The following is a 26,948-nucleotide window of genomic DNA, read 5'->3' as shown; positions in this document are numbered from 1 at the left end:
AAGAAATGATATGAAGAGCAGCAGATGGAGAAGGTTATCAGAGTTATGGAAAACAGTATGGGTATTAGTATCATGGAACTGGACTGTTATTCTTTTATTTGAAATATTATATAAAATTTTGCTTACTGTTATGGCTCATTTTGGGGAGAGCATTATTACCTATGCTCTGGAGTCGGCAGGTGTAAGCTATCTTACAAACCAGAATATACTGGAGGTATTCAAAAATCCAGTCTCGTTAATCTCCCTGCTGGCCCTTTTCACCCTGTTTATCTATTTTTCATTTTTAGAGATAGCAGCCATCATTTTATACTGTGATTGTGCCAGGGAGGGAAGGAGGACAGGGCTCATGTGGCTTCTCCATCACAGCTTCAAAAGGGCATTGGCGATTTTTATGCCGAAGAATCTGGGTATGAGTATTGTAGTACTCCTTCTTATGCCATTGACCGGGATTCTTTTTGTGTCCGGTCCTCTGCGTTCACTCAAGATACCTGGTTTCATTTTAGAGTTTATAAAAGGACAGCCTTTGCTTGGTGTTATTTATTTCGGAATCACTTTGCTGCTGTTATTCTATTTCCTCCGATGGATTTTCAGCATTCACGAATTTGTGTTATATCCATGCAGCTTTAAAGAGGCAAGGATGAAAAGTGTAAAATTGGGAAAAGGTAAAAGAATCAGAACCTTTTTCCTTGTTCTGATCGGAATTCTATTTATCCATGTTATGGCATTGGGGAGTAAAGCAATCTATGTTTTATCACTTTTGCTTTGGACTAAATTTACCGTGAGCCCCCGGGAGGCAGAGTATGCATTCTGGTTCCATTATTATAGACAATCTGCTGTGGGTACGATTCTCTTTGCGTCTATAAGGGCTGTTTTCCTGATCAGTATAGTCATGGCAGCTTATTATAAGTACCAGGGCAGAACTATAGATAGGGTAAAGAGAAAAAGCACTTGGAGGAGGAACGTCTATAAATGTGTGCAGGTGTTGGTTTCCGTTATCTGTGTGACCATGTATTCAGAGATGATATATCCCCTTCAAAACGATATATTCAGAGATGAGAATATACAAATTGTGGCACACAGGGCCGGAGCTGTATTTGCACCGGAGAATACTCTGGCTGCTCTGAAAGAAGCTATCCGAAGCGGGGCAGATGCAGCAGAGATCGATGTCCAGCAAACGAAGGACGGCGTACTTGTGGTAATGCATGATACAGACTTTAAGCGGATTGCGGGGGTATCACAGAAAATTTGGGATGTAACCTATGAGGAGGGCAAGAGGTACGATATAGGAAAGCATTTAATGCAGGGATTTGAAGGAGAATATCTTCCCACACTGGAGGATATGTTAAAAGAAGCCCATGGTAAGATAAATCTGATGATAGAGCTGAAGAGCAGCGGGCATGAAAAGAAATTGGAAGAGAGAACCGTGGAGTTAATCCGCAGATATCATTTTGAATCCCAGTGCACAGTTGCATCTATGGATTATTCCATCCTTGAACGTGTGAAGGAGCTGGACCCCCATCTAAAAACGGTGTATATTGCAGCGTTAGCCTATGGAGATATGACAGAACTCAACGCTGCAGATGCATTTAGTATTGAGGAAACTTTTATTACGCCGCAGCTTCTTGCACAGGCCTCTGTTCTGAACAAAGAAGTCTATGCATGGACAATAAACGACGAGAAAAGCATGAAAAGGATGATGAAACTGCAGGTAAGCGGGATTATCACAGACAATACGTATTTTACCTCTTATATTCTGAACACAAAGGGGCAAAGCGAGTGGGTGATGAATTTAGCGGAAAAAGTTTTATGAACGTACAGGCTGGATAATCCCGTCAATCCCCGAGACTCCAATTTCCAAAAGAGTTTTCTTGGTTGTGATAAAATTATTGTCCATTAAATCCCTCCAGCTTCGTGCAAACTGTGTGGTATCTTTGTCACTGAGGCTGCGAAGCATTGACAGGGATAAGCTTTTCCACCCAGGAACAGTTTCCGCTCCTGTCTCATCCAGCCGCAGTACACTTCCTTTCAGCAGTAAAATGGTAATCTGACGGTATATTTCCTGAATACAGGCAAGCGGACAGCAGTGGACTACAGCCTGCATACATGCACTGATAACTGAAACCATAGATTTTTTTTCCTGAGGGATGGACAATGCCTGCTGGATGGACATAAGGTATTCTTCTGTGAAATTGGGAAAGGTGAACTTTATTACAGATTCACCTGTGACAGCCAGGAACTGAAGGGCTTCTAGAAAGTCTCTCAGATTATCATCAAAAGTCAGAGCCTTTAGCTTATAGGGGATACTGGAGTCTCCTGAGCAAGTAACGCGGGTGCCCACTCCATTGATGGTTTTTACTACTCCCAGCTGATTAAGCAATTGCATAGTGCGGCGGATCGTGATGGCTGACACATGATAAATATCTGCCAAAACTGCTCCGTTGGGAAGTAAGGTTCCGATAGGGTATTGTCCCTGATTGATTTTACAGATCAGTTCAATTGCCACGATATCACAGTAGCGGGTTCTTCCTTTATGAGGTTTCCAGTCAAAAGGCTCTTTTTCCTCACTGAGGGTGTGGGTATTTCTTATATATGGGTCAATCCTTTCAAAGAAAGCTGTACTTATAGCCTCCAGCTGCCGGATGATCTCCGAAGGAGTCTTTTGGGAAGCGGTCTGTGCACACTCCAGAAGGACTGCAGCAGTCTTTTCTAAAAACAAATTCGTATCATCCTTCCCATAGAGGGTATTCAGGATGTCCAGAAAGGAACTTTCAGCAAAAAATCCTATATCGTAGTACAGGCTTAATACCGTACGGCTGCCCAGGGCCTGAAGATATTTATAAAAGGTTTTGTAAAGAAGCTTCCCGTAATGAGTGGGGCTGCCCTTCTGCCCGGTTTCTCGGGGAAAAGCAAAGGCCTCTGTTGTATAAATACCCTGCATACAGATAGATGGGGAAATCAGATGAATGCCTTTGCAGAGATCTCCCAGGGCAGCTGCACGGCTCCTAAAAACATTACTGCTAAGATAATTATGATATGGCTTTGCCAGGACAACAGTTGGTTTCCCCCGGCAAAGCTGAACAAGACCATTCGTCTCAAGGCGCTTAAGGGCTCTCTGAGCCGGACAATATGAGACTCCATATCCCAATGCGATCTCCTGGGCGGATGGGAAGCGCTCCCCATCGTCAAAGAAACCCAGCTGGATCTGTCCGGCAAGACTCCGGTAAATGGTTTGTTCCTGACTGTTAGAGTAAGACATATGTACTTCCTTTCAATGCTCAGACAAGTAGTAAAATAACTGTTGAAGGCTCCATGGTTACCCTATCCATCTTTGCAGTACATTCATCAGCTGTTCCACATCAATAGGTTTTGCAATATGGTCATTCATTCCCACGCTACGCGCTTTGCCCACGTCAGCCACAAAGGCGTTGGCAGTCAGGGCCAGAATGGGAATGGTATGTGCGTCTATCCGCTTCATGGAGCGGATGGTTTCAGTGGCGATATAGCCATCCATCTCAGGCATCTGAATATCCATAAGCACGGCGTCGTAGTAACCGGGAAGGGAGGCCTGAAAGGCCTCTACCGCATGGCGGCCGTTTTCTACGGCATCCACTGTGATGCCCTGCATCTCAAGCAGCTCAGCGGCAATCTCACGATTCAAATCATTATCCTCGGCAAGAAGAATATGCTTTCCCGGGAGACCGGGATGTTTATTCTCTGCCGGATCATCAAGGGCATCCTGACGGCTGGTGGAGAGGAACAGCTGCAGAACATGGAGCATTTTGGACTTAAAGAGAGGCTTGGTAATAAACGCATCCGCCCCTGCACGGACAAACTCATCTTCAATGTCGGAGTAGTCATAGGCGGAAATGATTATGATTGGCACATGCTCTCCAAGCTGTTCCCGGATGGCTTTCAGGGTTTCCAGCCCATCCATCTCCGGCATCTGCCAATCCAGGATAACAGCAAAGAAATCATCCTTCCGGCTATGGGCAAAGGCCACGCATTCCACAGCTTCAAGACCTGATAATACCCAAAATCCGCGCATTCCCAGTTCATTCAGAAGTGCTGTGGCGTTCTCACAGACGATTTTGTCGTCGTCTACTACCAGTACAGGGAGACCTTCCAATTCTTTTTCACAGACCTCTTCCTCACTGATCCACTCAAACTGAACAGAAACAGTAAACTGTGAGCCTTCTCCCGGCCGGCTCTTGACATCGATAGAACCGTTCATCATCCTCACAATATTCTCTGTGATGGCCATACCGAGCCCAGTTCCCTGAATCTTGCTGATGCGGGGATCCTCTGCCCTGGAGAAAGGCTCGAAGATATGAGGAATATAGTCGCTGTTCATACCAATTCCATTATCCTGTATAACAAACTCAAACCGGGCTTTCTCGGGATTCAGAGAGGGAAGTTCGTTGATGAACAGACTGATCTTTCCTCCGTTGGGGGTATATTTAATGGCATTGGACAAAAGGTTCATAAAGACCTGATGCAGACGGTCACCGTCCGCTACGATTTTCTCGTGGCGGACCTGTCCCACACTAATCTGGAATTCCAGCTGCTTTTCTGCAATCAGCGGTTTGCACATATCGGCTACATTCTGTGTAAGCTCAGGCAGATTTACCTCTTCCGGCATAAGATCAATTTTTCCGCTCTCTATTTTGGACATATCTAACACTTCGTTAATAAGACTGAGCAGATGGCGGCTGGAGACATTAATTTTATTCAGGCAGTCATGGACCTTTTCCGGTGAGTCTAGATTAACCTGGGCAATAGCGGCCATTCCCATAATGGCGTTCATAGGGGTACGGATATCATGAGACATTGAGGACAGGAAATTTGTTTTTGCAGAACTGGCCACCTGCGCCGTCCGGTAGGCATCCTCCAGAGCCAGGCGCTGGCGCTCCTGTTCTTTCCGTTCCTGGGTTACATCAATCCCCACACGGTAATAGGAGGGAATTCCATCCCAGCTGTTCTCTCCGCTTATGTAGCATAAGGTCATGGTCAGAATTTTGAGCTCTCCGCTGTGAGAGATCACTCTGGCTTCTATAACTGCGCTTTCCCCTGTTTCCCGAATCTTCTGCATAACCGCTGTAACACGACTCTTATCCTCTGGATGAATATAGGTACACTGAAAGTGAAGTTCTTTTTCCAGCTGTTCTTTCGTATAGCCGATGACCTGCAGAAACTCGGCTCCGTACCAGAGGATGGTCTGGCAGTCTCTGGCGTCAATCCGCACAAAACCGCCGGGGATGGTCCTGAGAAGGGATTCCCTCTCCCTGTCCTTCTTGGCAAGTTTGTATTCCGTGCTGTACATATCATGAGACAACTCTATGCGGGCTTTGCGCCCCTTCCAGTTTACAATACGATTTTTAATCATAAAGGTCCGTTTCAGCACAGGGTTATTAAATTCCCATTGGTAAAATTCATCTTCCCGCAGCTTGTCATTGGTACAAAAGGGACAGGGGGAGGTCCGTCCCTGAATCACTTCGTAGCATTTCCGCCCCACTATGGATTCTCTGTGTGACTGAAGTGTCTCACATGCAACGGTATTTACAAAAAGAAGCTCGTAGGTTTCCATGTCACAGATATAGACATTTCCTACATATTCATCCATCATCCATTCAAAATACCGGGATTTCTCGTCCCGTGCCGAAATGATGTCATGGATGTCTGTATATACAGCCAGAAGGACAGGACAATCGCCGGATTGCTCCTGAGTGATGGTTCCCGTCATGCGAACCCATCTGCAGCCATTGCCCTTCTGAGGTGTCCGGCAGTCCAGGGTAAAAGTCTTATCTCCATTTTGAAAGGCAGCATAAGCGGTGTCTCTGATTTTAAGAAATTCTTTGATGTGTTTTTGATAGTATTGAGAGAGACTTGGAAAAAGTGTCTGGTATTCAGATTCTGTATATCCCATACTTTCGTAAAAATATTGATTTGCACAAAGGAGGGTGAATTCCTTATCCAATCTATATTTGCTGGCACTAATGCCAAGGGTGTCTATAAAAGCGTCCCGGTATCCTTCCATAAAAGTTCTCCTTTGTCAACCATAAATGTATTTGATGGAAATTTGTCAAATGTTAATCTTGATCATATTATATCTAATCAGATCTTCAAAAGCAATACAATACTGTATTTTCCCGTGGGCAGCCGGCCGATCGCAAGAGCCCTGGGGGAACGGGTGATTTTTACTTTTGTTTTGCATGCAAATATGATACTATTGTATTTATAAGCAGGTTCTGCGCCAGCGTGAGAACCTGCCCAGAGCATTTGCAAAAATGTGAGAGGGATAAGAGGATGGAAGAAAAAGCACCCAAGTATTATGTCATAAAAAAAGATATTATCAGGAAAATTGAGACTGAGGAGTATACTGCGGGGGAGACCATACCCAGCGAGCGGATACTTATGGATTACTATCAGGTGAGCAGGATCACCATCCGCAAGGCCGTGGATGAACTGGTCATGGAGGGATATCTGTATAAGGTACAGGGAAAAGGCACCTATGTAAAGACGGATGAAAATAGCCATGACTTATTTGCCATTACCAGTTGTACGGAGGATGTCAGGAAGATGGGGATGACCCCTACGAAAAGAGTGATTGTATCTCAGATTGTGCCTGCAGACAGAAGCAAGGCCAAAGCGCTGGGGCTGCTCCCTGGGGAGGAGGTTTTCCGCCTTGGCAGAGTCTTGTATGCCAGCGGGGAGCCATTGAATTATACGGTGACCAATCTGCCGTATAAACTTTTCCCCAGAATTGACCGGCATGATTTTGCGGCAGAGTCCCTGTATGAGACATTGAACAACGAGTACGGCTGTACACTTACTAAGGCAAGAAGAACTCTGGAGGCTGTTCTGGCCACAGATGAGATTGCAGAGTATCTGGACATAGGAGTGGGGATGCCTCTCATAAAGTTTGGATGCACTACCTACGGAATGATAGACGGGGAGGAATTTCCGGTGGAACGTTTTCACTGCTACTACCGGACGGACAAATATAAATTTTATATTGATCAGATAGCATCAGAAAATAACAGTTAATGTGAAAATATGAAACAGACAGAACCAGTTTTCCAAAGGCGGGGCCTTGGGAAACTGGTTCTGTTTTTCCCCGAAACGTACTGGTATCCTGCTGTGATATAAAAAAGTTGAAATTTTTCGTGTAGAAAATTTCTGGTTAAAATTGTAGAAAATCACCAAAAAACTAAAAAATGAGGGTAATCTATTGACAAAAACGGATAAAGGAGTAATATAAAAGCACAAGTGGTCATGACGACATAACGACATAATATGATGAGCTGAACAATACAAGAAAAAGGCAGGGTGAAGATGGAGGAAGAACACATACCCAAGTATTTCTCACTAAAGAGAGACATTATTCAAAAGATTGAAATGGAAGAATATGCAGGAGACTTGCCCATACCCAGTGAGAGGGAAATGATGGAGAACTACCAGGTAAGCAGAATTACCGTGCGCAAGGCCATTGATGAACTGGTGAAGGAAGGATATTTATATAAGGTTCAGGGAAAAGGTACTTATGTAAAATCCGATGAGAACAGCCAGGACCTGTTTGCCATTACCAGCTGTACGGAAGACGTTCTGCGGCTGGGGCTTCAGCCCTCCAAGCGGTTAATGACGGCAGAATACATACCTGCGGACAGCAAGAGGGCAAAAACGCTCCACATTACTACGGATGACCGGGTTTTCCGTATGGGCAGAATCCTGTATGCACAGGGAGAACCGCTGAATTATACGGTCACTTATCTTCCGGAAAAGATATTCTCCGGCATTGATCAATATGATTTTGTGAATGAATCTCTGTATCATGTCATTCCCCGCCAGTACGGGATACGCATAACCAAGGCCAGAAGAACCATTGAAGCAGTTCTTGCCAAGGACGAGATTGCGGAATATCTGGATATTGAGGAGGGGATGCCGATTATACTCTTTGGATGTACAACCAGTGGTATTGTAAATGGGATGGAGGTCCCCATAGAGTACTTTAAGTGCTACTACAGGACAGATAAGTTTAAGTTTTCTATTAACCAGATAAAATAAAGGAGGAAGAAAGGATGAAAAAAGGAACAAAGAAATTTTTAGGAGGATTACTGGCAGCTGTGATGGCTGTGGGTATGCTTGCAGGCTGTGGAGGTGATTCCGGGAAGGAAGACGGCAAAGAAGCGGCAGCAGGGGGCAGCGACGTTAAGATGGCTATCGTATGCTCTAACTCCGGACAGAACGACAATGGGTATAATCAGTCAGCCTGCACGGAGGGAAAAGAGATTGCAAAGGAACTGGGAGCAGAGTGTAAGATTGTGGAACCGGTAAATGGAGTTCCGGCAGCTCTGGAAACTCTGGCAGAGGATGGCTATAATCTTATCTTTAGCCTGGAGTATGATTTTGACGCTTTAATCAAAGGCGTTGGGGGAGCAAAGCCCATCGCAGAGCAGTATCCGGACACTTGGTTTGTAGTATTTAACGATAATCCCAACAGAGACGATAAAGGGGAAACAATCCATGATAACGTAATCTCTGTACTGTTCGATGTGCACGAAGCATCCTACCTGGCAGGATACCTGTCTGTGTATATGAATGAAAATATGGATAAACTGTTCCCTGAAGGATATTCCTTAACTCCGTTAGAACAGTCCAGAGGAATCGGATTCATCGGGGGAACCAACTCCAACGGTATTCTGGTTTATTCCTACGGATTTATCCAGGGAATCAACAAGGCAGCAGAAGAACTGAATGTAAACTATGATTATTATGCAAAATATGATGCTGGATTTACAGATCCCGCGCTGGGCAGCACTGTAGCAGGTACCTTCTATGAAAGCGGGGCCAATGTGGTTTTCGCAGATGCCGGTGTGGTAGGGGATGGAATCACTTCCAAAGCGAAGGAAGTTGGCAAGATAGCCATCCAGACAGATGCGAATCTGGACGATCAGCAGCCAGGACATGTATTAACCAGTGTACTGAAGATCACCGGAGTGCCCGTAAAAACGATTACGCAGGCATTTGCAGACGGAAAGATCAATGAGATGGAAAAGGAACAGAGCTACAATCTTGCGTCCGGCGCGACCGGTATTACAGACTTGGCAGAGATGAGTAAGCATGTGGCAGATTCTGCTGTATGGGATGAGATAAAAGCTAAAACGGATGAAATCAGCAAGCAGATTCAGGATGGATCCATTGATGTTGTTAATAAACAAATCGGAGAAGAATTCGATCCCGCAACCTGCCCCCATGTCACCATTAAAACAGAGTAGGAACAGCGGAAGAAGAGGGGCCTTTGGAATAAGGCCCCTGTCTGAGAAGGAGCAGATTCATGAGTATCATACAAACGGTTGATCTAACAAAGAAGTTCGATGCCTTTGTGGCAAATGATAAAATCAATATATCGGTAGAGCCCCAGGAGATCAAGTGTATTGTGGGGGAAAACGGCGCAGGAAAGTCTACCCTTATGAACATGCTGTACGGTGCTCTGCGTCCAAGCAGCGGCAAGATTTTAATCGAGGGAAAAGAAGTTGTATTCAAAAGCCCCACTGACGCAATCAGGCATGGGATTGGTATGGTTCATCAGCACTTTAAGCTGGTTCCCAGTCTTACCGTGTACGAGAATATACTTCTGGGGAGCGAGATTAATAAGACCTGGAAGGGAAAAAAGAGCCCTTTTATTGACCGGGACGCAGAGATTCAAAGAGTGAGGGAGCTGATAGAACAGTACCACTTTCAAATTGATCCTCTGGAGAAGGTAGAGAATATCTCCGTAGGCCTGTGCCAGCAGGTGGAAATCCTTAAAATGCTGTACCGGAATGTCCGGATCCTAATTCTGGACGAGCCCACCGCAGTGCTTACGCCTCAGGAGGTGGATCGCCTGATGGACAATCTGAAAGAGCTGCGAAATAATGGGAAGACAATTATAGTAATTACACATAAATTAAGAGAAGTTATGGAACTCAGTGACAGTGTAACCGTAATTAAACAGGGGAAGGTAATCGGAAATGTGGCTACCTGTGATACCAGTGAACAGGAACTGGCACAGATGATGGTGGGCAGGGATGTTGTTCTCACCGTGAGCAATGAGAACGGAACCCCATGCGGCTGCGAGGTGGCCTATTGTGTAAAAGATGTATGTACTGTGAACGGAGAACAAAAAGAGATTCTCCATGATATCTCCCTGGAAGTACACAAAGGTGAGATTCTTGGAATCGCAGGAGTGGAAGGCAACGGGCAAAGTGAACTGATCAAGGTCCTCACCGGACTGATGACTGTAACAAAGGGGAAGGTTACCCTGTGCGGCTGTGATGTGACCAACGCCTGGCCGGATGAGCTTAGAAAAAAAGGTCTCGGCATTATCCCGGAGGACCGTTATGCCCAGGGGCTGTGCAGGGATATGACAATACCTGAAAACTGCATTGCCGGTTATTTTGGAAATCATGAGGTGTGCAAGTCCGGGGTGCTGCATGGCAGAACCATACGAAGGCTCGCAGACTCTTACATAGAAAAATACGATATCCGTGTTGCGGATCCGGAGGGAGAGATCTCTCAGCTTTCCGGGGGGAATGCCCAGAAAGTAATTATTGCCAGAGAACTGGAGAATCATCCAAAGGTTATGATTGCGTGCCAGCCTACCAGAGGGGTGGATATCGGGTCCATTGAGTTTATTCACAAGCAGCTGCTGAAATTCAGAAATGAGGGATATTCCGTACTGCTCATCTCCAGTGAGCTGACGGAGATTATGAGTCTGTCTGACAGAATTGCCGTTATGTATAAGGGAGCAATCATTGGTGAGGCGGATCCCAGTGTACCTGTAGAAGAAATCGGCCTTTTAATGGCCGGAGCAAAAGCCAAGGAGAGAACAGCATGAAAAAATCAGAAAAAAAATTCAATATTTTTCCTAAAATAGTGAATACATTGCTGCCGGTACTGCTGGCCTTTCTGATCGGCGCCATTATCATTGCAGCCATAGGGGAAAACCCTCTGACCGTATACCGGATCATGCTGGGAAAATCCCTGTTTACTGCCAAAGGACTTTCTAACACCCTTCACTATGCCTCTCCGCTGCTGCTGACGGGTCTTGCCATAGCCATTACCTTTAAGGCCAATATTTTCAATATGGGCGTGGAGGGACAGCTGCTGCTGGGCGGCTTTTTCTCAGGCCTTGTGGGTGCCTCCCTGCAGATTGGGAGCCCGGTGCTTCACAAAATCATCTGTATGGCGGTTGGAATGCTGTTCGGTGTCTTATTTGCTCTGGTTCCGGCGCTCCTGAAGGCATTTTATCATGTGGACGAGATGGTCGTTACCCTGACATTGAACTATGCCATGATTAAGATTCTGGAGTACCTGTCCTCAGGACCTTTCAGAGAGGACGGATCCGGATATGTCTGTACGCCTACCATAAAGGAAACGGCTATGTTTTCCAGACTGGGGAACTCAAAGCTGACATTGTTCTTTTTCATAGCTCTTGGAGTTCTGATTCTAATGGCCTTTGTGATGAGAAAGACAAAGCTTGGATATGAAGTAACGGCAATCGGTAAAAACCCGGAATTCTCTGAGGCTACCGGTATGAGGGTGCGCAGAAAGATCATTGTCCTTATGTGTATCAGCGGCGCTTTGGCAGGACTGGCCGGATCCGGACAGATGATGAGCGAGGCGTTTAAGTATACACTGACCTTCTCCGGGACCACTGGACTTGGATGGGACGGTATGCTCATTGCGCTGCTGGGACGTCATACCCCGGGGGGGATTCTGCTGGCCGCAGTATTCTACAGCGGACTGAAGACAGGGGCGGATAATATTAATATGTATACGTCTGTGCCCAAGGAAATTGTGGGTGTCCTACAGGGATTGATCATACTTTTCCTTGCAGTACGGTTCTTTAATGAAAAATACGGGTTTACTGAACGCTATAAAATGTGGAGAGAGAGCAGGAGGGTGACAGAATGAACTTCTTAGGAAATATTTTATATGATTCCGTATACCATGCCACACCTATATTGCTGTGTGTGCTGGGAGGCATCTTTGCCTACAAAGCCAATGTTCTGAATATTGCGCTGGAAGGTATGATGCTGGCAGGGGCATTTGTATCCATGCTGGTCTCCTATCTCACAGGAAATATTGCCCTGGGATATATCGCGGCAATTGCAGTCTGCCTCCTTATCGGCCTGATTTTCTCCTTTATGACGGTTACGTACAAAGGTAATGTTATAGTGGTGGGTCTGGCTATCAATATGGTGGTTCCGGCCATAGCGGGTTTTGTGCTCCAGTATATGGAGTCGGCTAATATCCGTCTTACCTGGAAGAATGTATCTGATTTTAAAATACAGATCCCGGTGATCGATAAGATACCCATTCTCGGAGACATCCTAAGCGGTCACACGCCTATTACGTATCTGTCCTTCATAGGCATTTTCTTTATCTGGCTTTTGATGTACCGTACAAAATTCGGCATATATGTCCGGGTAGTGGGGGAAAATGAAGATGCGGCCAGGAATCTGGGGCTGAATACCAATAAGTACCGCTACCTGGCAATTCTTCTGGGAGCATTCTGCTGTTCTCTGGCCGGGATCAATCTGGCGCTGGAGCGTATGGTACTTTTTACAAATAATATGACCGCAGGCCGGGGCTTTATTGCTATCGCCGCAATCTACTGCGGCCAGGGAGATCCGGTGTCCAGCGCCCTTTATGCCATTGTATTCGGCGCGGCCAGAGCTCTGGCGGTTAATATGGGGCTTTACGCCGGTCCGGCTGCCGCTCTGTTTGATGTGATTCCCTACGTGGTTATGGGAATTGTGCTGACTATAGTGTCAATGCTCAAATACAGAAACCAAAAAGTCAGAGGATTCCATTAGATGCTTGAAGGAAAGGATAAGGTATGTATAAGACAGCGCTGCTTATTGTAGATATGGTAAAAGATTTTACGGATCCCGAGGGACTGGTTTTCTACCCTCAGAACCGGGAGATTCTGCCCAGGATTAAAAGGGTTCTGGATAAATGCAGAGAAAAGGATGTGCTTGTAGTCTTTCTGCAGCACTGCAACAGAAAAGGGAAATTCGACCGGAAGGCTGCTTCCATGCGCCCGAACTGCATAGAGGGCAGCGGGGGAGAAGAGATTGACCCTATGCTTCCGGTTCAGGAGGAGACAGATTACGTAATCAAAAAAAGGAGATACAGCGGATTCTTCGGAACGGATCTGGACCTGGTATTAAGAGAGAACGGGGTAAAAAATGTTATCGTTGTAGGTACAAAGACAAACTGCTGTATCCGGGCAACCATCACAGATGCCTTTTATCTGGACTATGACGGCTATGTGGTTTCAGACTGTGTTGCCACCAACTCTGAGACAGTAAACCAGGTGCATCTGGAGGATATCAGCAAGTATCTGGGGACTGTAGTGGACACAGAAGAATTATTTGGTCTGCTGGACAGCGGGAAATTATAAAGGGGGAAGAGCATGAGACAGATTGATGTATTAACCAGCGGATATGTAAGCATGGACCATATCATAAAGATTGCCTCGCCGGCTAAAGTTGGATATACTTCCCTGGTCACCAACCGGAATAACGTAGATATCTTTTACGGGGGATGTTCCGTCAATATTGCTTACGGCCTCAGCCGGCTGGGCCTCAACGGCCTTCCTGTTCTGAGGGTCGGAGGAGATTATATAGAAAACGGATTTAAGGCATTTCTGGAACAGGGCGGGGTATCCACAGAGGGCATCCGGGTCATTGAGGAGGAAGCTACTTCCGTGTGCTATCTGCTTCAGGACAATCAAAACGATCACATAACTATTTTTTATCCGGGAGCTATGGATGAGAAATACGCACAGCCACTGGAAGATGAATTATTTCAGAATACACGTCTGGGTGTGATTACCGTTGCCTCAAGGGCAGACAATGAAGAGTTCTACCGGCAGTGTGTCCGTCATCAGGTACCTGTTGTCTTTGGAATGAAAGATGATTTTGATGCTTTTCCCCAGGAGTTTCTGAAGGTTCTGCTCACCGGGAGCAAAATAATTTTTACCAATGAAGTGGAGCGGGGGATCATCGAGCAGATCTATGGGTTGGGGGATATCACAGAGCTCTTTTCTCTGGGAAGTGCTGAGATTATCGTGACTACCCTTGGAAAAGAGGGAAGCATCTGCTATCAGCGCACCCCTCAGGGAGTGGTAAAACATCAAATCGGGATCTGCAGAGCCGATGAGATTGCAGATGCAACAGGTTCAGGGGATGCCTATATCGCGGGCTTTCTCTATGGCTATCTCAAAGGCATGGAGCCGGCAGAATGCTGCAGGCTGGGCAGTGTACTCTCCTGGTTTGTTCTTCAGGCAGAGGGCTGCTGTACAAACATGCCCACAGAGGAAGCGCTGCTGGAAAAATACAGACAGCTGCTGAAAGAAAGCGGGAAGTGAGGAGAGAAAATATGAGCACATTATATTTAGGAGTGGATGCATCCACTGTGGCCAGGTACGTCCTTTTTTCAGGGGATCCCTGGCGGGTGGAGGTTTTAAAGCAGTATCTGGACAATCCCAGGAAGGTTGCCTTTCAGAGAGAGTTCAATACCTATACAGGTACATACAAAGGAGTGGAGGTAACCGTTACCTCTACCGGAATCGGTGCCCCTTCAGCGGCCATCGCCCTTGAGGAAATGTATGAGGCAGGCATGGAGGTTGCGGTGCGAATGGGAACAGTCATGGGGCTTCAGGATGATCTCCTGGGAAAATTTATCATTCCTATAGCAGCCATGCGCAGGGAGGGGACCAGTTTATCCTATGTGGAAGAATCCTATCCCGCAGTGGCAGACGTAGATCTGGTGAATGTTATGAATGAGACTGTAAACCTAATGGGAGCGGAGTATGTCAATGGAATTAACTGCACTATGGACGGGTTTTACAGTCAGATGCACGATTCCAGGTTCTCAAAGGAGTGGGGCCGGGATATGGCAGGTACCTTTGAAGAACTCCGCAAATTAAAGGTTACAGGGATTGATATGGAATCCTCCTGCTTATTGACACTGGGAAGATTAATGGGAGTCAAAACCTGTATTGTGACTATGACTACTGTACTGGAAAATCTGAAAGAAACTCTTCAGGGGCAGGCAAGAAAGGACGCAGAGGATCTTCTTTGCCGCACCGTACTGGAGGGAATCTATCGGTACGATGAAAGAAATAAGGACGGGAGGCTGTAATTATGAATAAAGCAGGATTATTTACAACAGAGGCAAAGACAATTATCGGCATGGTACACTGTCTTCCCCTGCCCGGGACCCCGGGGTTTGACGGGGACTACCAGGGGATCATCCGCCGTGCAGTGGAGGATGCCGTTACCCTGGAAAAAGCCGGAGTAGACGCTGTGATTGTAGAAAATATGGGAGATACTCCTTTTAAAGCTATGCTGAATACCGCCCAGGTGGCCGCGCTGTCCGCTGCTGCTGCAGCGGTAAAGGACGCAATCCGTATTCCTGTGGGGATCGATGCGGCATTTAACGACTGCAAGGCTTCCCTGGCCATTGCGGGGATTACAGGGGCACAGTTTATCCGCGTCCCGGTATTTGTGGATACCGTATTGTTCACCGACGGAGTGATCGCACCCTGCGCCAGAGAATGTGTGGAGTACAGAAAGCAGCTGGGCCTGGAGCACGTAAGGATTCTCGCGGACGTACAGGTAAAACACGCCCATATGCTTCTTCCCCATATTACAGTGGAACAGTCTGCAAGGGAGGCAGAGGCAAACGGAGCGGACGGTATCATTGTGACGGGAAGTGAGATTGGCGTGGAAACCCCAATTGATATGATAGCAAGAGTAAAAAAAGTAGTGCATCTTCCTGTATTTGCAGGGAGCGGCGTAAAGGCTTCGAATATCGGGGAGCAGATGCATGTGGCAGACGGCGGTATCATAGGATCCAGCCTGAAAAAGGACGGAATTCTGACGAATCCCATTGACTATGAACTGGTCCGTGAAGTTATGCAGGGAATGGAAGAATAAAGAGGAGGAAAAAAATTATGATGAGACCTATGAAACTGGCAGGCAGCCAGCTGTTATTTGGAAAGGGCTGCCTGGAACACATAAAATCTCTGGAGTATAAAAGAGTAGTAATTGTTCTGGGAGGATCCAGCATGGTAAAAAGCGGTATGCTGGATAAAGTAAGGGATATGTTTAAGAGCAGCGGCGCAGAGGTTGCAGTAATCGAGGGTGTGGAGCCGGATCCCTCCTTTGCCACTGTAAAGCGGGGGGCAAAGGAGATGCTTGCGTTCCGGCCTGACTTGATTGTTGCTCTGGGCGGAGGCTCTGTCATGGACGCCGGCAAGACGATGTGGATCTACTATGAACATCCGGAGCTGGAGACACTGGAGGATGTATTACAGGCCGTACCGTTTCCAAAGCTGAGAGAGAAAGCACACTTCTGCTGCATTCCATCCACAGCAGGAACCGCCAGCGAAGTATCCCGGTCAGTGGTAATCTCTGACACAGAGACAGGAATGAAGCACGGCATTGGCAATATGGAGATGATGCCTGACATTGCTATCTGTGACCCGGAGGTAACCCTGTCAATGCCTGCCCGCATTACCGCAGAGACAGGAATGGACGCCCTGACACATGCTATAGAGGCACTGGTTTCTACAAGGGCAAACTATATTGGCGACACTCTGGCCCTTCAGGCAGCTCTGGATATTATGGAGTATCTGCCCCAGGCATATGCAAACGGGGGAGATCTGGAGATAAGAGAAAAGATGCTGAATGCTTCTATGGCTGCCGGTCTTGCCTTTACAAATGTATCTCTAGGAATCGTTCATTCTATGGCCCATACGCTGGGAGGATATTTCCACGTACCTCACGGTCTGGGGGACGCCATGCTTCTTCCCTACATTATAGAGTTTAACAGTCAGGATGAGAGGGCAGCCGGCATTTATCGTTCCCTGGCTGAGAAGGCAGGGGGAGAGGAGCTGGCAGCGATGATCCGGGAACTGAACGGAAAATTACATATTCCGGCATCTTTTCAGGAGATTATTAAAGAAGAAGAAAAATATAATGAGCTTTTAGAGGAAATGGCAAAGGCAGCGAAAGCTGACGGCTGTACAAAAACCAATCCCGTCATACCGGAGTTGGATCAGTTTAAAGCATTATTCCAGAAAGCATATAAAGGAGAATAAATCATGGAAATCATATGTTATTTATCCAACGGCTATCCCACAATTGAGAGCAGCTATGAGATGGCAATCGAATACGCCGATGCAGGGTGTACAATGATAGAAATTGACTTTCCCTCCAGGGATCCATACCTGGAAGGAGAATATATTGCAGGAAGAATGGCAAAGGCGCTGGAAGCCTGTGATGATTACGACAAATATATGGAGAGTATGGTGGCCGTGAAAAAAAGACTTCCGGATATTAAACTGCTGGTTCTGGCCTATGAAAATACCGTGGAAGAGATTGGCACGGAAAGATTTATCAGCTTCTGCCTGGAGAATGATTTTAAAGATATTCTTCTGGTAGGCCTGAAGGACAATCGGATCAAAGACCAGATCATTGCCGCCGGTCTGAGAGTGTCATGCTACGTACAGTACCAGATGCTGCCTGAGGAAATCGAGATGGCAAAGCAGTCCAATGGCTTCGTCTACATGCAGGCTAAGCCAACCAAAGAGGTGAATCCTCAGTACCCGGATCTAAAAGCTTGTATTGCCCATCTGCGTGCCTGCGGAATCGAACGCCCCATCTACTGCGGAGTGGGCGTGCATGCACCGGAGGATGTGCGTATGGTGAAAGAAGCCGGAGGGGACGCGGCATTCGTGGGAAGCACCATCCTAAAGCTTCATGAAGATATTCCTGCTATGAAGGAAATGATAAGAAAATTTGCAGAACAATGCTGAGGAGGTAAGGAGAGATTGGGAAAAGCAGACAGCTATAAAGCACAGAGCATTTCTATTATTACTCTGGGGGTAGAGGACGTGGATCGCTCAGTAAAGTTTTATGAGGCCCTTGGATGGGAATTATCCCCGGATTCGGATCCCGGGATGTGTACCTTTATGGTTACAAGCAACATTGCCATAGGCCTTGTACCCTATGACTTTCTGGCCAATGACGCCCTTCTTCCCGTGAGCCCCAAGCAGGAGTACCACGGATTTACACTGGCGCTCAACGGCGCCAGCCCGGAGGAAGTTGATGCATTGTTTAACCGGGCCGTAGAAGCAGGCGGAAAAAGCCACCAGGTACCTCAGTGGAAGGACTGGGGGGGATATGAGGGGTATTCAGGGTATTTTCTGGATCCTGACGGGTATCCCTGGGAAGTGGCATATGCTCCCTTTCTAAAGTTATCTCCGGATAACCGATTGCTGCCGAATATAAAAGAAAAGTAGAAAAAGACACTGCCGGAGCACATCCGGCAGTGTCTTTTTATCCGCAGCAATAACCTGCTGACAGGCTAAAGGATTGAAAGCATATAGGACTTTCTGGTGAGGAGTGCAGCCTGCAAAAGCATATAGTTATCCCACGGATAGGGGCATATGTATATTATAAAGGAAGGTTTATAAATAAAATAGAGAAGAGGTGTCAAAAAATAGCATAAAGTGACGAAATTGCGGCTATAATCTCTACAATTGTGGCGTAATTTGATATAATCCTTTTCATAAGGATGGAGAGGAGCCGTAAAAAATGAATACAATTGACAATATAAGGTTTTACTTTTTGTCCATTCATAAGTTTGTATTCAGCAGGGAGTGGATTGGTTCCCGGCGTATGATACCCTACAGCATGTTCTGGTATGTTGAGGATGGAGAGGCGGAGCTTCGCATAAATAAGGAAAAAGTAAAAGTCTATAAAGATCAGATTGTATATATACCCAGAGGATGCGGATTCAGCTACAGTGCGGCCAGCAGCAAATTTTCTATCATAGATATCCGTTTTATGACTTCTGTGTACTATGAAGGGGGCGACGTGCTGGAAGATTACTTTGGGATCCCCAGGGTGACAGACAGTGAGAATGAAAAACTGTATTTTTCACACATCTATAATTGGAGTAATAAAAAATCTCATACAAACATTTTTTTCATAAAAGGTTATATGAATCTGCTGATTGCCAGTTTGTGCTCTCACAACCCGGACTGGCCTGCGGACAGAGACATTGGCAGGATTGCCGCTAATATCAATGAGGGCCTGATAAAGAACTATGAGAATGTGGATACCAGAATTCGGTTGGTACTAGACTATATCGCCGTCCACCCTTCCGAGAGGTATACACTGGAAAGTATGGCGGAGATTGCAAGATTAAGCAAATCACGGTTCCGTCAGCTATTTAAAGATCAGCTGGGGAAATCCCCCAAACAGTATCTGCGGGAAATCCGAATGATTATGGCTGCCCGGCTTCTTCTGGAGACAGATGATTACATCAGCGGAATCGGGTATCAGGTGGGATACGAAGATCCCAATTATTTTGCCCGGGAGTTTAAGCTGTCTTTTGGCATCACTCCAAAAAAATACAGAGAAATGAAGGAAATCGTAATATAAAATGTCTGCTCTTGTGCTGAGAGCAGGCTTTTTTCATATATCATTTATATAGATGCTTTCCGAATTCATATGCTTCCTGCAGATGATTTGTTTGAGCGATTTGCGGCTTCCCATTGGTATCCCCGCAGCCGCCCTGTATCACAAGAATATTCTTCATTATTCCAGATCCCTCCCTAAGTTTGTTTGTCGCTATGATTTTATCATATTTATGAAAGCAAATCTACTTTTGCAAATTATATATACACTGTGCTGGACGAAAGGACTGGAATTGGATATAATCGAATTATGTAAAATTATAGCAGAAAGGGCAGAAGATTCTAAGAGAAGGTAATACATATGAAATTGGGCAATAAGTTAGAAGTGGTACAAAGCCAGACTCTGTCAGCAAATCAGGTACAATCGCTGAATATCCTGGCCTATACGAACCAGGAGCTGGATGAATTCCTTACCAATGAATATCTGGAGAACCCGATTCTGGATTGTGTATCCAACAAAGAGGAAGAGATGCTGACCAATGTTGAACAGCTCTATGAAAAAGGGATATCCTATAAGGATCACTATATGGAATGGGAAGAGGAAGAGATTCAGCGGAAGAATGATATAGCAGCAAAACCGGCGGACGAATTAAAAAGTATGCTGCTTATGCAGATGGACAAAAAGAAGTATACAGCAGGAGAGTGGAAGCTCATACAGTATCTCACAGAATGTCTGGATGAGGACGGGTTTTTTCCATATGAACCTCAGGAGATAGCTGACGCTTCAGGATTCGGCATAGAGTCAGTGAAGGCATGTCTCAGGGAATTAAAAAATCTGGAACCTGCAGGGGTATTTTCCAGGGACATCGGTGAGTGCCTTCTGAAGCAGATAGAGGCGGAGGGATTGGACGACGGAAATCTGTCTGCCATCATCAGGGATTATATGCCGGAGATTATGAAAGGGCACATTGGGGAAGTGTCCAGGAAACTGAAACTGACCACTGCCGAAGTGAAAAAATACATTCATGTCATAGGAGGGCTGAATCCCCGGCCTTTGATGAATGTCCAGAGAGAGTCACCGGAATATATCATCCCGGATGTAATTATTACCCGCCAGCATAACCAGTGGGAGATTCAGCTGAACGACGGCTGGATGGGGGAATACAGGTATAATGATTATTATATACGTATGATGCGGGAGGCAGAAGATCCGGAACTGGCAGCTTATTTTAAGGAGAAACTGGAACGGGCCAGGTTCATTGTGAACTGCGTGGAGCAGAGACGGAGTACCATCATCCGCATTGTAGAGGCGATTTTGGAACTGCAGAAGGATTACTTTGAGAACCGCGGGCAGCTTCAGCCGATGAGTATGTCAGAAGTGGCCAAAAAGGTAGATATGCATGTGTCTACGGTGAGCAGAGCTGTAAAGGGCAAGTATCTTCAGTATAGGAATGTAGTTCTTATGAAGGATTTATTTACCGGAGCTGTTGGGACGAAAGAGGGAACCGGGGAAATGTCTGCGGATGGGGTGAAAAACCGGATCGCACAGCTCATTGGAAAGGAAAAAAGTGAAGAGACCCTCAGTGATTCCAGGATCGCGGAGATTCTGAAGGCGGAGGGGACGGATATTTCCAGGAGGACGGTGGCGAAATACAGGGCGGAGCTTGGAATCCTGGATTCCAGGCAGAGGGCGTATGTGAATTGACAATCCTACAGCGCTGCATTAAGATAACAATATGGAGTTAAAGGGTAAAGTTAGCAAATATATAATCACAGGAGGTTAACCATGGATTACTACAATTTAATGGAAAAGAGAATGTCAATCAGAGATTTTAAGGACTGGGATTTGTCTGAGAAGCAGATGGAAGATATCCGGGAACATTTTCAGAAGGGTTCCAGACTGATTCCCCACATTGACGTGGACCTTGTGCTGCTGCAGAAGGAGGGGGAGAAGCTTCTGGATGGAGTTGCGGGATATAAGGGCTTTTTGATTAAGGCACCGTATTATCTCTTAATCTTATCCGAGGATCATCCATATGCGGCTCAGAATGCAGGGTACATAGGGGAAGATTTGGTTTTGAAGCTGTCGGAGATGGAGCTGGACAGCTGCTGGGTGACACTGACTGACAGTGACGCTGTTAAGGAGGCTGTGGGACTTTCTTCTGATAAAAATGTCGCGGCTATTATTGCGTTTGGATACGGGAACTCTCTGGGGGACAGAACACGTCTGGATATTAAGAGTCCTTCTGATATACATGTCATCACAAGAGAAGGGCACCTGGCTCCTAAAATCTGCGTGGAGGATCTGGTATATCTGGAAAAATGGGGGCAGAAATCAGGCTGGGAAGAGGATGTGATCGACGATACTATGGAGAAAGCCTTCTATGGGGCCAGTATTGCGCCGTCCTTTCTGAACCGGCAGCCCTACCGTTTTATCTATGACTATAATCAAATGATTCTGGCAGTGAAAGAGGATGAGCTTACAGGAGAACATGACGGAAAGCTGAACCAGGGAATTGTAATGTTTCACTTCTCGGCAGTTCTCTCCCAGTGGAGGCCAAGAGAGGTTCAGTGGGTCATGGGAGCGCCGGATAAGACTTACGAGATACCCGGGGAATATGAGATTGCAGGGTACTGCGAAGTATAAAAGATACTTACATGCTTCAGCGCATCAATCCTTCAAATTGCTGTCTGGATAAAGCAGGAAACCATTGACAGATATGTCCTGATTGGGGTATGATAGTAATCAGAATTTTAAGAAAGATTTTATAGATTATCCCTATAAAGTCGATCTGAAAGCGTGATATTGAAGGAGGATATGAGATGAAAAACATGAAAAGAATTGCAGCTTTTTCCGTGGCTGCAGTATTGGCTGTGTCTATGATGGCCGGTTGTGGTGATGACAAGAAAGACAAAGCAGAAGGATCTGAGGCGGCAGGCGCAGGAGAAGAGACCTTCTTAATCGGAGGCATCGGCCCTGTAACTGGAGCTGCTGCTTCTTACGGAACCAGCGTTAAGCAGGGAGCTGAGATTGCGATTAAAGAAATTAATGATGCCGGCGGAGTGAAAGTGGGAGACACTACTTACAAATTCGCGCTGGAATTTGCAGATGATGAGGCTTCGGAAGATAAAGCGGTTCAGGCGTATAACACGGTTATGGACAAGGGAGCCAATGCAATTATGGGGTGTGTAACCAGCGGTGCCTGTATAGCTATTGTAGATCAGACATACCAGGATGGTATTCTGCAGGTAACCCCATCCGGTTCTGCAGAGGGCTGTATTGCCAATGACAATGCTTTCCGCATCTGCTTCTCAGATCCGGAGCAGGGCAAGGCAATGGCAGATTACGCGATTGATACTATGGGACTGAAAAAGATTGCCGTTATCTATAACGCAGCAGATGAATACAGTACAGGTCTTCAGAAAGCTTTTGAAGAAGAAGTAAAAGCAAAAGGCGGAGAGATTGTAGCCAGTGAAGCATTCAACACCAATGATGTTGAATTTAATACACAGCTGACCACAATCAAAGGTACGGATGCGGAAGCCATCTACGTACCTGCTTACTATCAGGATGCTACTTACATTACAAAACAGGCGAAGGATATGGGGATGACACTGCAGTTCTTAGGTTCTGACGGATGGGACGGCGTTCTTGATACAGTATCTGATGCTTCCACAGTAGAGGGATGTGTATTCTCCAGCCCATTCTGTGCAACGGTTGATGATGCAGATGTGAAAAAGTTTGTGGATGCTTATAATGAAGCCTATAAAGCAACTCCTGACCAGTTTGCTGCAGATGCTTACGATACTGTATACACATTCAAAGCAGCCATGGAAGAGGCTGGAAGCATTGAGAGTGCAGATATGATTGAAGCTATGACAAAGATTACTGTCAGCGGAATGACAGGCGATGAGATTACTTTTGACGCCTCAGGTGCTGCTGTAAAGGAAGTTAAGTTTGTAGAAGTAAAAGACGGAGCATATCAGTACAAAGCAGAGTAGTAAATCTGTAATCCATAGGATGATAGCAAAAGGAGATGGCAACAGCTGTCTCCTTTTACGGCTCCAAAGATATGCAGGATTTAAATATTACGAAAGAAGGTGGAGAAAGTATGGATTTGGTAAACAGTATCCTGGAACAGCTGATTAATGGATTGCGGACAGGAAGTATCTATGCGCTGATCGCTCTGGGATACACCATGGTGTACGGTATCGCGAAGATGATAAACTTTGCCCATGGAGACATTATTATGGTAGGAGCTTACGCCCTGTATGTGTTTGTAGGGCTCCTGGGACTTCATCCGGTGCCTGCGGTTCTGCTCACCATTGTGGTATGCGCAGTCCTCGGAATTACCATTGAAAAGGTGGCTTATAAGCCTCTGCGAAACGCAACCCCTCTGGCGGTGCTGATAACGGCGATTGGTGTCAGTTATCTTCTGCAGAACCTGTCACTGCTCATTTTTAAGGCAACCCCCATTCCTTTTGGTTCTATCATCAGGGTTCCGTCTGTGAAGGTGGGGAGTCTGAATATCTCAGGAATCACGATTGTGACTCTGGTTGTGACGACGGTTTCTATGATTGCTCTGACTTTGTTTATCAATAAGTCAAAAGCTGGACGTGCTATGAGGGCCGTATCGGAGGATAAGGGAGCGGCAGAGCTGATGGGAGTAAATGTAAATCAGACCATTTCCCTTACATTTGCCATCGGGTCTGCACTGGCTGCAGTAGCGGGTATCTTATTCATATCACAGTATGAGACCCTGCTCCCCACTATGGGGGCATTGCCTGGAATCAAAGCTTTTGTTGCGGCAGTGCTGGGGGGAATCGGCAGTATTCCCGGTGCCATGCTGGGAGGAATCATCCTTGGAATTATAGAGTCTCTTTCTAAGGCATACATATCCACACAGCTGGCAGATGCAATTGTATTCGGCATTCTGGTCATCGTGCTTCTCGTGAAACCCTCTGGTTTGCTGGGCAAACTGAAGATTGAGAAAGTGTAGGTGAGACAGATGAAGATAAACAAAAAGACCATAATTAATGTAATTATAGCGGTTGGTGTCTATGCCGTGATTCAGGGCCTTATCAGCGGGGGTATGCTGAGCAGGCAGATGACATCACTGATTATTCCTATCTGTGTGTATGTTATGATGGCAGTATCTCTCTGTCTGGTGGTAGGATTTCTGGGGGAACTGAGCCTGGGGCATGCAGGATTTATGTCTGTAGGGGCTTATTCCGGTGCTCTTTTTCTGACACATACAGAACTTCCCCAGCTTCCGGCAATTCTTATCGCCCTTTTGATCGGGGGAAGCGCTGCGGCCGTCTTCGGCCTTATCATAGGCGTGCCGGTGCTCAGGCTGAAAGGTGACTATCTAGCCATTGTGACACTGGGATTTGGAGAGATTATCAAATCTATCATCAACTTTATGACACCTATTACCGGTGGGGCAAAGGGGCTTTCGAAGATTCCTCTTTACACCACATACCGTAATTTTACCTTTGTATTTATTCTGACAGTTATTGTAGTGCTGCTGGTATCCAATATTGTGAGATCCCGCCACGGACGCGCAATTACTTCTATCCGTGACAACTACATTGCAGCGGAAGCGGCAGGGATACCTGTGAGCCGCTATAAGATTATGACGTTTGTAATTGCAGCTTTTTTTGCCGGTGTCGCAGGTGTTGTTTATGCGGGAAACATCGGTATATTAAAGCCGGTGAATTTTGACTATAATACTTCCATTGAGATACTGGTAATGGTAGTACTGGGCGGAATGGGCAATATCAAGGGATCCATTATTGCTGCTGTAATTCTCACAGCACTTCCGGAGGTGCTCCGGGGAGCGGCGGATTATCGTATGCTTTTATACTCCATCGTGCTGATTGCCCTGATGTTATTTAATAATTCCCCTATCAAGCGCGCTTTCATGGACAGAAGAAATATGCGTCAGGCGGGCAGACTTCAGAAGGAGGGAGAATAAGCATGGCATTATTAGAAGTAAAGAATCTCGGGATCTCCTTCGGAGGGCTCAGAGCAGTAGACAATCTGAATATGACCATAGAAGAGGGCAGCCTGGTGGGGCTGATAGGACCAAACGGCGCAGGCAAAACAACAGCTTTTAATCTTCTCACCGGCGTCTACCAGCCTACGGACGGTACGATTAGCCTGAACGGGGAAAAGATTGTGGGAAAAAAGCCTGCCGAGATCTGTCAAAGCGGTATTGCCAGGACCTTTCAGAACATCCGTCTGTTCAGTAAGATGAGCGTTAAGGACAATGTAAAGGTGGCTCTCCACAATCAGATTACTTATCGGCTGGCGGAGAGCATGCTGCATTTGCCCGGGTATTTTAAACGGGAAAGGGAAATGGATGAGAGAGCAGGAGATATTTTGAGAGTTTTCGACCTGGAACAGTTTTCAGAGACTCTGGCATCCAATCTTCCCTACGGAAAACAGAGAAAGCTGGAGATCGCCCGTGCTCTTGCAACCAATCCCAAACTTCTTCTGTTAGATGAACCTGCTGCGGGGATGAACCCCAATGAGACAGCGGAGCTGATGGAAACCATAGAACTGATCCGTAAGCAGTTTCAGGTGACGATCCTTCTGATTGAACATGATATGAAACTGGTGGCGGGAATCTGTGAATATTTGTATGTGCTGAATTTTGGCACGGAGCTTGCCAATGGAACCCCGGAAGAAGTACTGAACGATCCCAGAGTTATCACAGCTTATCTGGGAGAATAGGAGGAGGAGACCAATGGCAATGTTAAAAGTAACAGACCTGATAGTAAATTACGGCGTAATCCAGGCAATTAAGGGAGTCTCTTTCGAGGTAAACGAAGGGGAAATTATTGCCCTGATCGGAGCAAACGGCGCAGGAAAGACTACGATACTCCAGACCGTAACAGGACTAATCAGTCCCAAATCAGGCAAAATAGAGTTCGAAGGAAAAGAAATCACCAAGACTCCTGCACACAAGATTGTGACCCTGGGTATGGCTCATGTACCGGAGGGACGCCGGGTATTTGCTGATTTGACAGTATATGAGAACCTGATAATGGGGGCTTATACAAGAAAAGATAAAAATGAGATAAATGAGAGTATCCGTGAGGTGTATCAGCGTTTTCCCCGGCTGGAGGAGAGAAAGAATCAGCTGGCAGGTACCTTAAGCGGCGGAGAACAGCAGATGCTGGCTATGGGCAGGGCCTTAATGTCTCATCCCAAGATTATTCTCATGGATGAACCGTCCATGGGTCTTTCCCCAATCTTTGTAAATGAGATATTTAAAATCATTCAGGATGTAAGCGCAGGCGGTACTACCGTACTGCTGGTAGAGCAGAATGCAAAAAAAGCATTGTCTATCGCGGACCGTGCCTATGTGCTGGAGACGGGAAATATTGTCCTGGACGCAGAGGCGTCTGTGCTTATGGAAGATGATTCAATTAAAAAAGCATATCTTGGAGAATAGGAGGG

The 26,948-nt window shown here is 46.2% G+C and carries 24 protein-coding genes; 22 read left to right on the top strand and 2 right to left on the bottom strand.

Features of this window, described 5'->3' with window-relative positions:
* Positions 1-10 precede the first annotated feature (10 nt).
* The gene (locus GKG41_RS09275; protein WP_154258228.1) at positions 11-1,810 is read left to right on the top strand and encodes a glycerophosphodiester phosphodiesterase; all 1,800 of its coding nucleotides are present in this window, start codon (positions 11-13) and stop codon (positions 1,808-1,810) included.
* Here the strand turns inward: GKG41_RS09275 and GKG41_RS09270 are convergent.
* Positions 1,805-3,256 carry a GntR family transcriptional regulator gene (locus GKG41_RS09270; protein WP_154258227.1) on the bottom strand — a complete coding sequence of 484 codons (1,452 nt, stop codon included), beginning with the start codon at positions 3,254-3,256 and terminating at the stop codon, positions 1,805-1,807. The two genes, GKG41_RS09275 and GKG41_RS09270, sit on opposite strands and share 6 nt — an antisense overlap.
* Before the next feature lie 57 nt (positions 3,257-3,313).
* Complete coding sequence (locus GKG41_RS09265) at positions 3,314-6,034, bottom strand: response regulator (protein ID WP_154258226.1); 2,721 nt, start codon at positions 6,032-6,034, stop codon at positions 3,314-3,316.
* Between the two features lie 269 nt (positions 6,035-6,303).
* Between GKG41_RS09265 and GKG41_RS09260 the strand changes: the two genes are divergently transcribed.
* The 21 genes from GKG41_RS09260 to GKG41_RS09155 all read left to right on the top strand — a co-directional run bounded on the left by GKG41_RS09260 (position 6,304) and on the right by GKG41_RS09155 (position 26,943).
* Positions 6,304-7,044 (top strand): GntR family transcriptional regulator, encoded by a 741-nt coding sequence (locus GKG41_RS09260; protein ID WP_154258225.1) that lies wholly within the window; start codon positions 6,304-6,306, stop codon positions 7,042-7,044.
* Positions 7,045-7,332: 288 nt separating this feature from the next.
* Entirely contained in the window at positions 7,333-8,061 is a 729-nt protein-coding gene (locus GKG41_RS09255) for a GntR family transcriptional regulator (protein WP_154258224.1), read from the top strand.
* Between the two features lie 14 nt (positions 8,062-8,075).
* On the top strand, positions 8,076-9,272 hold the full coding sequence (locus GKG41_RS09250; protein WP_154258223.1) for a BMP family ABC transporter substrate-binding protein: 1,197 nt from the start codon (positions 8,076-8,078) through the stop codon (positions 9,270-9,272).
* A 59-nt stretch (positions 9,273-9,331) separates the two neighbouring features.
* On the top strand, positions 9,332-10,873 hold the full coding sequence (locus GKG41_RS09245) for an ABC transporter ATP-binding protein (RefSeq protein WP_154258222.1): 1,542 nt from the start codon (positions 9,332-9,334) through the stop codon (positions 10,871-10,873).
* Entirely contained in the window at positions 10,870-11,952 is a 1,083-nt protein-coding gene (locus GKG41_RS09240) for an ABC transporter permease (protein ID WP_072854448.1), read from the top strand. The genes GKG41_RS09245 and GKG41_RS09240 overlap by 4 nt, the downstream gene beginning before the upstream one ends.
* Positions 11,949-12,857 (top strand): ABC transporter permease, encoded by a 909-nt coding sequence (locus GKG41_RS09235; protein WP_154258221.1) that lies wholly within the window; start codon positions 11,949-11,951, stop codon positions 12,855-12,857. Before GKG41_RS09240 ends, GKG41_RS09235 begins: the two co-directional genes overlap by 4 nt.
* Before the next feature lie 23 nt (positions 12,858-12,880).
* Complete coding sequence (locus tag GKG41_RS09230; protein WP_072854450.1) at positions 12,881-13,447, top strand: isochorismatase family cysteine hydrolase; 567 nt, start codon at positions 12,881-12,883, stop codon at positions 13,445-13,447.
* Between the two features lie 12 nt (positions 13,448-13,459).
* The gene (locus GKG41_RS09225) at positions 13,460-14,416 is read left to right on the top strand and encodes a PfkB family carbohydrate kinase (RefSeq protein ID WP_154258220.1); all 957 of its coding nucleotides are present in this window, start codon (positions 13,460-13,462) and stop codon (positions 14,414-14,416) included.
* 11 nt (positions 14,417-14,427) lie between these two features.
* Positions 14,428-15,192 carry a nucleoside phosphorylase gene (locus GKG41_RS09220; RefSeq protein WP_154258219.1) on the top strand — a complete coding sequence of 255 codons (765 nt, stop codon included), beginning with the start codon at positions 14,428-14,430 and terminating at the stop codon, positions 15,190-15,192.
* Between the two features lie 2 nt (positions 15,193-15,194).
* On the top strand, positions 15,195-15,989 hold the full coding sequence (locus tag GKG41_RS09215; protein WP_154258218.1) for a BtpA/SgcQ family protein: 795 nt from the start codon (positions 15,195-15,197) through the stop codon (positions 15,987-15,989).
* Positions 15,990-16,006: 17 nt separating this feature from the next.
* Complete coding sequence (locus tag GKG41_RS09210) at positions 16,007-17,155, top strand: iron-containing alcohol dehydrogenase (protein ID WP_154258217.1); 1,149 nt, start codon at positions 16,007-16,009, stop codon at positions 17,153-17,155.
* 3 nt (positions 17,156-17,158) lie between these two features.
* On the top strand, positions 17,159-17,872 hold the full coding sequence (locus GKG41_RS09205) for a tryptophan synthase subunit alpha (RefSeq protein ID WP_154258216.1): 714 nt from the start codon (positions 17,159-17,161) through the stop codon (positions 17,870-17,872).
* A 15-nt stretch (positions 17,873-17,887) separates the two neighbouring features.
* Positions 17,888-18,358, top strand: a complete 471-nt coding sequence (locus tag GKG41_RS09200) for a VOC family protein (RefSeq protein WP_199884589.1) — start codon at positions 17,888-17,890, stop codon at positions 18,356-18,358.
* A gap of 295 nt (positions 18,359-18,653) precedes the next feature.
* Positions 18,654-19,505, top strand: coding sequence for an AraC family transcriptional regulator (locus tag GKG41_RS09195; protein WP_154258215.1), 852 nt, complete (start codon positions 18,654-18,656; stop codon positions 19,503-19,505).
* 336 nt (positions 19,506-19,841) lie between these two features.
* On the top strand, positions 19,842-21,185 hold the full coding sequence (gene rpoN, locus GKG41_RS09185; protein WP_154258214.1) for an RNA polymerase factor sigma-54: 1,344 nt from the start codon (positions 19,842-19,844) through the stop codon (positions 21,183-21,185).
* Between the two features lie 81 nt (positions 21,186-21,266).
* The gene (locus GKG41_RS09180; protein WP_154258213.1) at positions 21,267-22,127 is read left to right on the top strand and encodes a nitroreductase family protein; all 861 of its coding nucleotides are present in this window, start codon (positions 21,267-21,269) and stop codon (positions 22,125-22,127) included.
* Positions 22,128-22,303: 176 nt separating this feature from the next.
* Positions 22,304-23,482 (top strand): ABC transporter substrate-binding protein, encoded by a 1,179-nt coding sequence (locus GKG41_RS09175; RefSeq protein WP_226903715.1) that lies wholly within the window; start codon positions 22,304-22,306, stop codon positions 23,480-23,482.
* A 110-nt stretch (positions 23,483-23,592) separates the two neighbouring features.
* On the top strand, positions 23,593-24,480 hold the full coding sequence (locus tag GKG41_RS09170; protein WP_347563302.1) for a branched-chain amino acid ABC transporter permease: 888 nt from the start codon (positions 23,593-23,595) through the stop codon (positions 24,478-24,480).
* 9 nt (positions 24,481-24,489) lie between these two features.
* Positions 24,490-25,458, top strand: coding sequence for a branched-chain amino acid ABC transporter permease (locus tag GKG41_RS09165; protein ID WP_154258212.1), 969 nt, complete (start codon positions 24,490-24,492; stop codon positions 25,456-25,458).
* Between the two features lie 2 nt (positions 25,459-25,460).
* Positions 25,461-26,219, top strand: coding sequence for an ABC transporter ATP-binding protein (locus GKG41_RS09160; RefSeq protein ID WP_154258211.1), 759 nt, complete (start codon positions 25,461-25,463; stop codon positions 26,217-26,219).
* 19 nt (positions 26,220-26,238) lie between these two features.
* Positions 26,239-26,943: an ABC transporter ATP-binding protein gene (locus GKG41_RS09155; RefSeq protein WP_347563303.1), complete on the top strand. Its 705-nt coding sequence runs from the start codon at positions 26,239-26,241 to the stop codon at positions 26,941-26,943.
* Positions 26,944-26,948 lie beyond the last annotated feature (5 nt).

It is taken from the genome of Lactonifactor sp. BIOML-A5, assembly GCF_009677585.1.
Lineage (GTDB): Bacteria > Bacillota > Clostridia > Lachnospirales > Lachnospiraceae > Lactonifactor.
The sequence above is the reverse complement of the archived record's forward strand: the minus strand, read 5'-3'. Positions and strand labels throughout refer to the sequence as shown.

Excerpts from the sequence above, each read along its gene's own strand:
- GKG41_RS09210 (WP_154258217.1), top strand. The coding sequence starts at position 16,007 with ATGATGAGACCTATGAAACTGGCAGGCAGCCAGCTGTTATTTGGAAAG.
- GKG41_RS09265 (WP_154258226.1), bottom strand. The coding sequence starts at position 6,034 with ATGGAAGGATACCGGGACGCTTTTATAGACACCCTTGGCATTAGTGCC.
- GKG41_RS09180 (WP_154258213.1), top strand. The coding sequence starts at position 21,267 with ATGGATTACTACAATTTAATGGAAAAGAGAATGTCAATCAGAGATTTT.
- GKG41_RS09230 (WP_072854450.1), top strand. The coding sequence starts at position 12,881 with ATGTATAAGACAGCGCTGCTTATTGTAGATATGGTAAAAGATTTTACG.
- GKG41_RS09215 (WP_154258218.1), top strand. The coding sequence starts at position 15,195 with ATGAATAAAGCAGGATTATTTACAACAGAGGCAAAGACAATTATCGGC.
- GKG41_RS09155 (WP_347563303.1), top strand. The coding sequence starts at position 26,239 with ATGTTAAAAGTAACAGACCTGATAGTAAATTACGGCGTAATCCAGGCA.
- GKG41_RS09270 (WP_154258227.1), bottom strand. The coding sequence starts at position 3,256 with ATGTCTTACTCTAACAGTCAGGAACAAACCATTTACCGGAGTCTTGCC.
- GKG41_RS09240 (WP_072854448.1), top strand. The coding sequence starts at position 10,870 with ATGAAAAAATCAGAAAAAAAATTCAATATTTTTCCTAAAATAGTGAAT.
- GKG41_RS09235 (WP_154258221.1), top strand. The coding sequence starts at position 11,949 with ATGAACTTCTTAGGAAATATTTTATATGATTCCGTATACCATGCCACA.
- GKG41_RS09205 (WP_154258216.1), top strand. The coding sequence starts at position 17,159 with ATGGAAATCATATGTTATTTATCCAACGGCTATCCCACAATTGAGAGC.
- GKG41_RS09255 (WP_154258224.1), top strand. The coding sequence starts at position 7,333 with ATGGAGGAAGAACACATACCCAAGTATTTCTCACTAAAGAGAGACATT.
- GKG41_RS09250 (WP_154258223.1), top strand. The coding sequence starts at position 8,076 with ATGAAAAAAGGAACAAAGAAATTTTTAGGAGGATTACTGGCAGCTGTG.
- GKG41_RS09260 (WP_154258225.1), top strand. The coding sequence starts at position 6,304 with ATGGAAGAAAAAGCACCCAAGTATTATGTCATAAAAAAAGATATTATC.
- GKG41_RS09245 (WP_154258222.1), top strand. The coding sequence starts at position 9,332 with ATGAGTATCATACAAACGGTTGATCTAACAAAGAAGTTCGATGCCTTT.
- GKG41_RS09165 (WP_154258212.1), top strand. The coding sequence starts at position 24,490 with ATGAAGATAAACAAAAAGACCATAATTAATGTAATTATAGCGGTTGGT.
- GKG41_RS09170 (WP_347563302.1), top strand. The coding sequence starts at position 23,593 with ATGGATTTGGTAAACAGTATCCTGGAACAGCTGATTAATGGATTGCGG.
- GKG41_RS09195 (WP_154258215.1), top strand. The coding sequence starts at position 18,654 with ATGAATACAATTGACAATATAAGGTTTTACTTTTTGTCCATTCATAAG.
- GKG41_RS09275 (WP_154258228.1), top strand. The coding sequence starts at position 11 with ATGAAGAGCAGCAGATGGAGAAGGTTATCAGAGTTATGGAAAACAGTA.
- GKG41_RS09225 (WP_154258220.1), top strand. The coding sequence starts at position 13,460 with ATGAGACAGATTGATGTATTAACCAGCGGATATGTAAGCATGGACCAT.
- GKG41_RS09160 (WP_154258211.1), top strand. The coding sequence starts at position 25,461 with ATGGCATTATTAGAAGTAAAGAATCTCGGGATCTCCTTCGGAGGGCTC.
- rpoN (WP_154258214.1), top strand. The coding sequence starts at position 19,842 with ATGAAATTGGGCAATAAGTTAGAAGTGGTACAAAGCCAGACTCTGTCA.
- GKG41_RS09220 (WP_154258219.1), top strand. The coding sequence starts at position 14,428 with ATGAGCACATTATATTTAGGAGTGGATGCATCCACTGTGGCCAGGTAC.
- GKG41_RS09175 (WP_226903715.1), top strand. The coding sequence starts at position 22,304 with ATGAAAAACATGAAAAGAATTGCAGCTTTTTCCGTGGCTGCAGTATTG.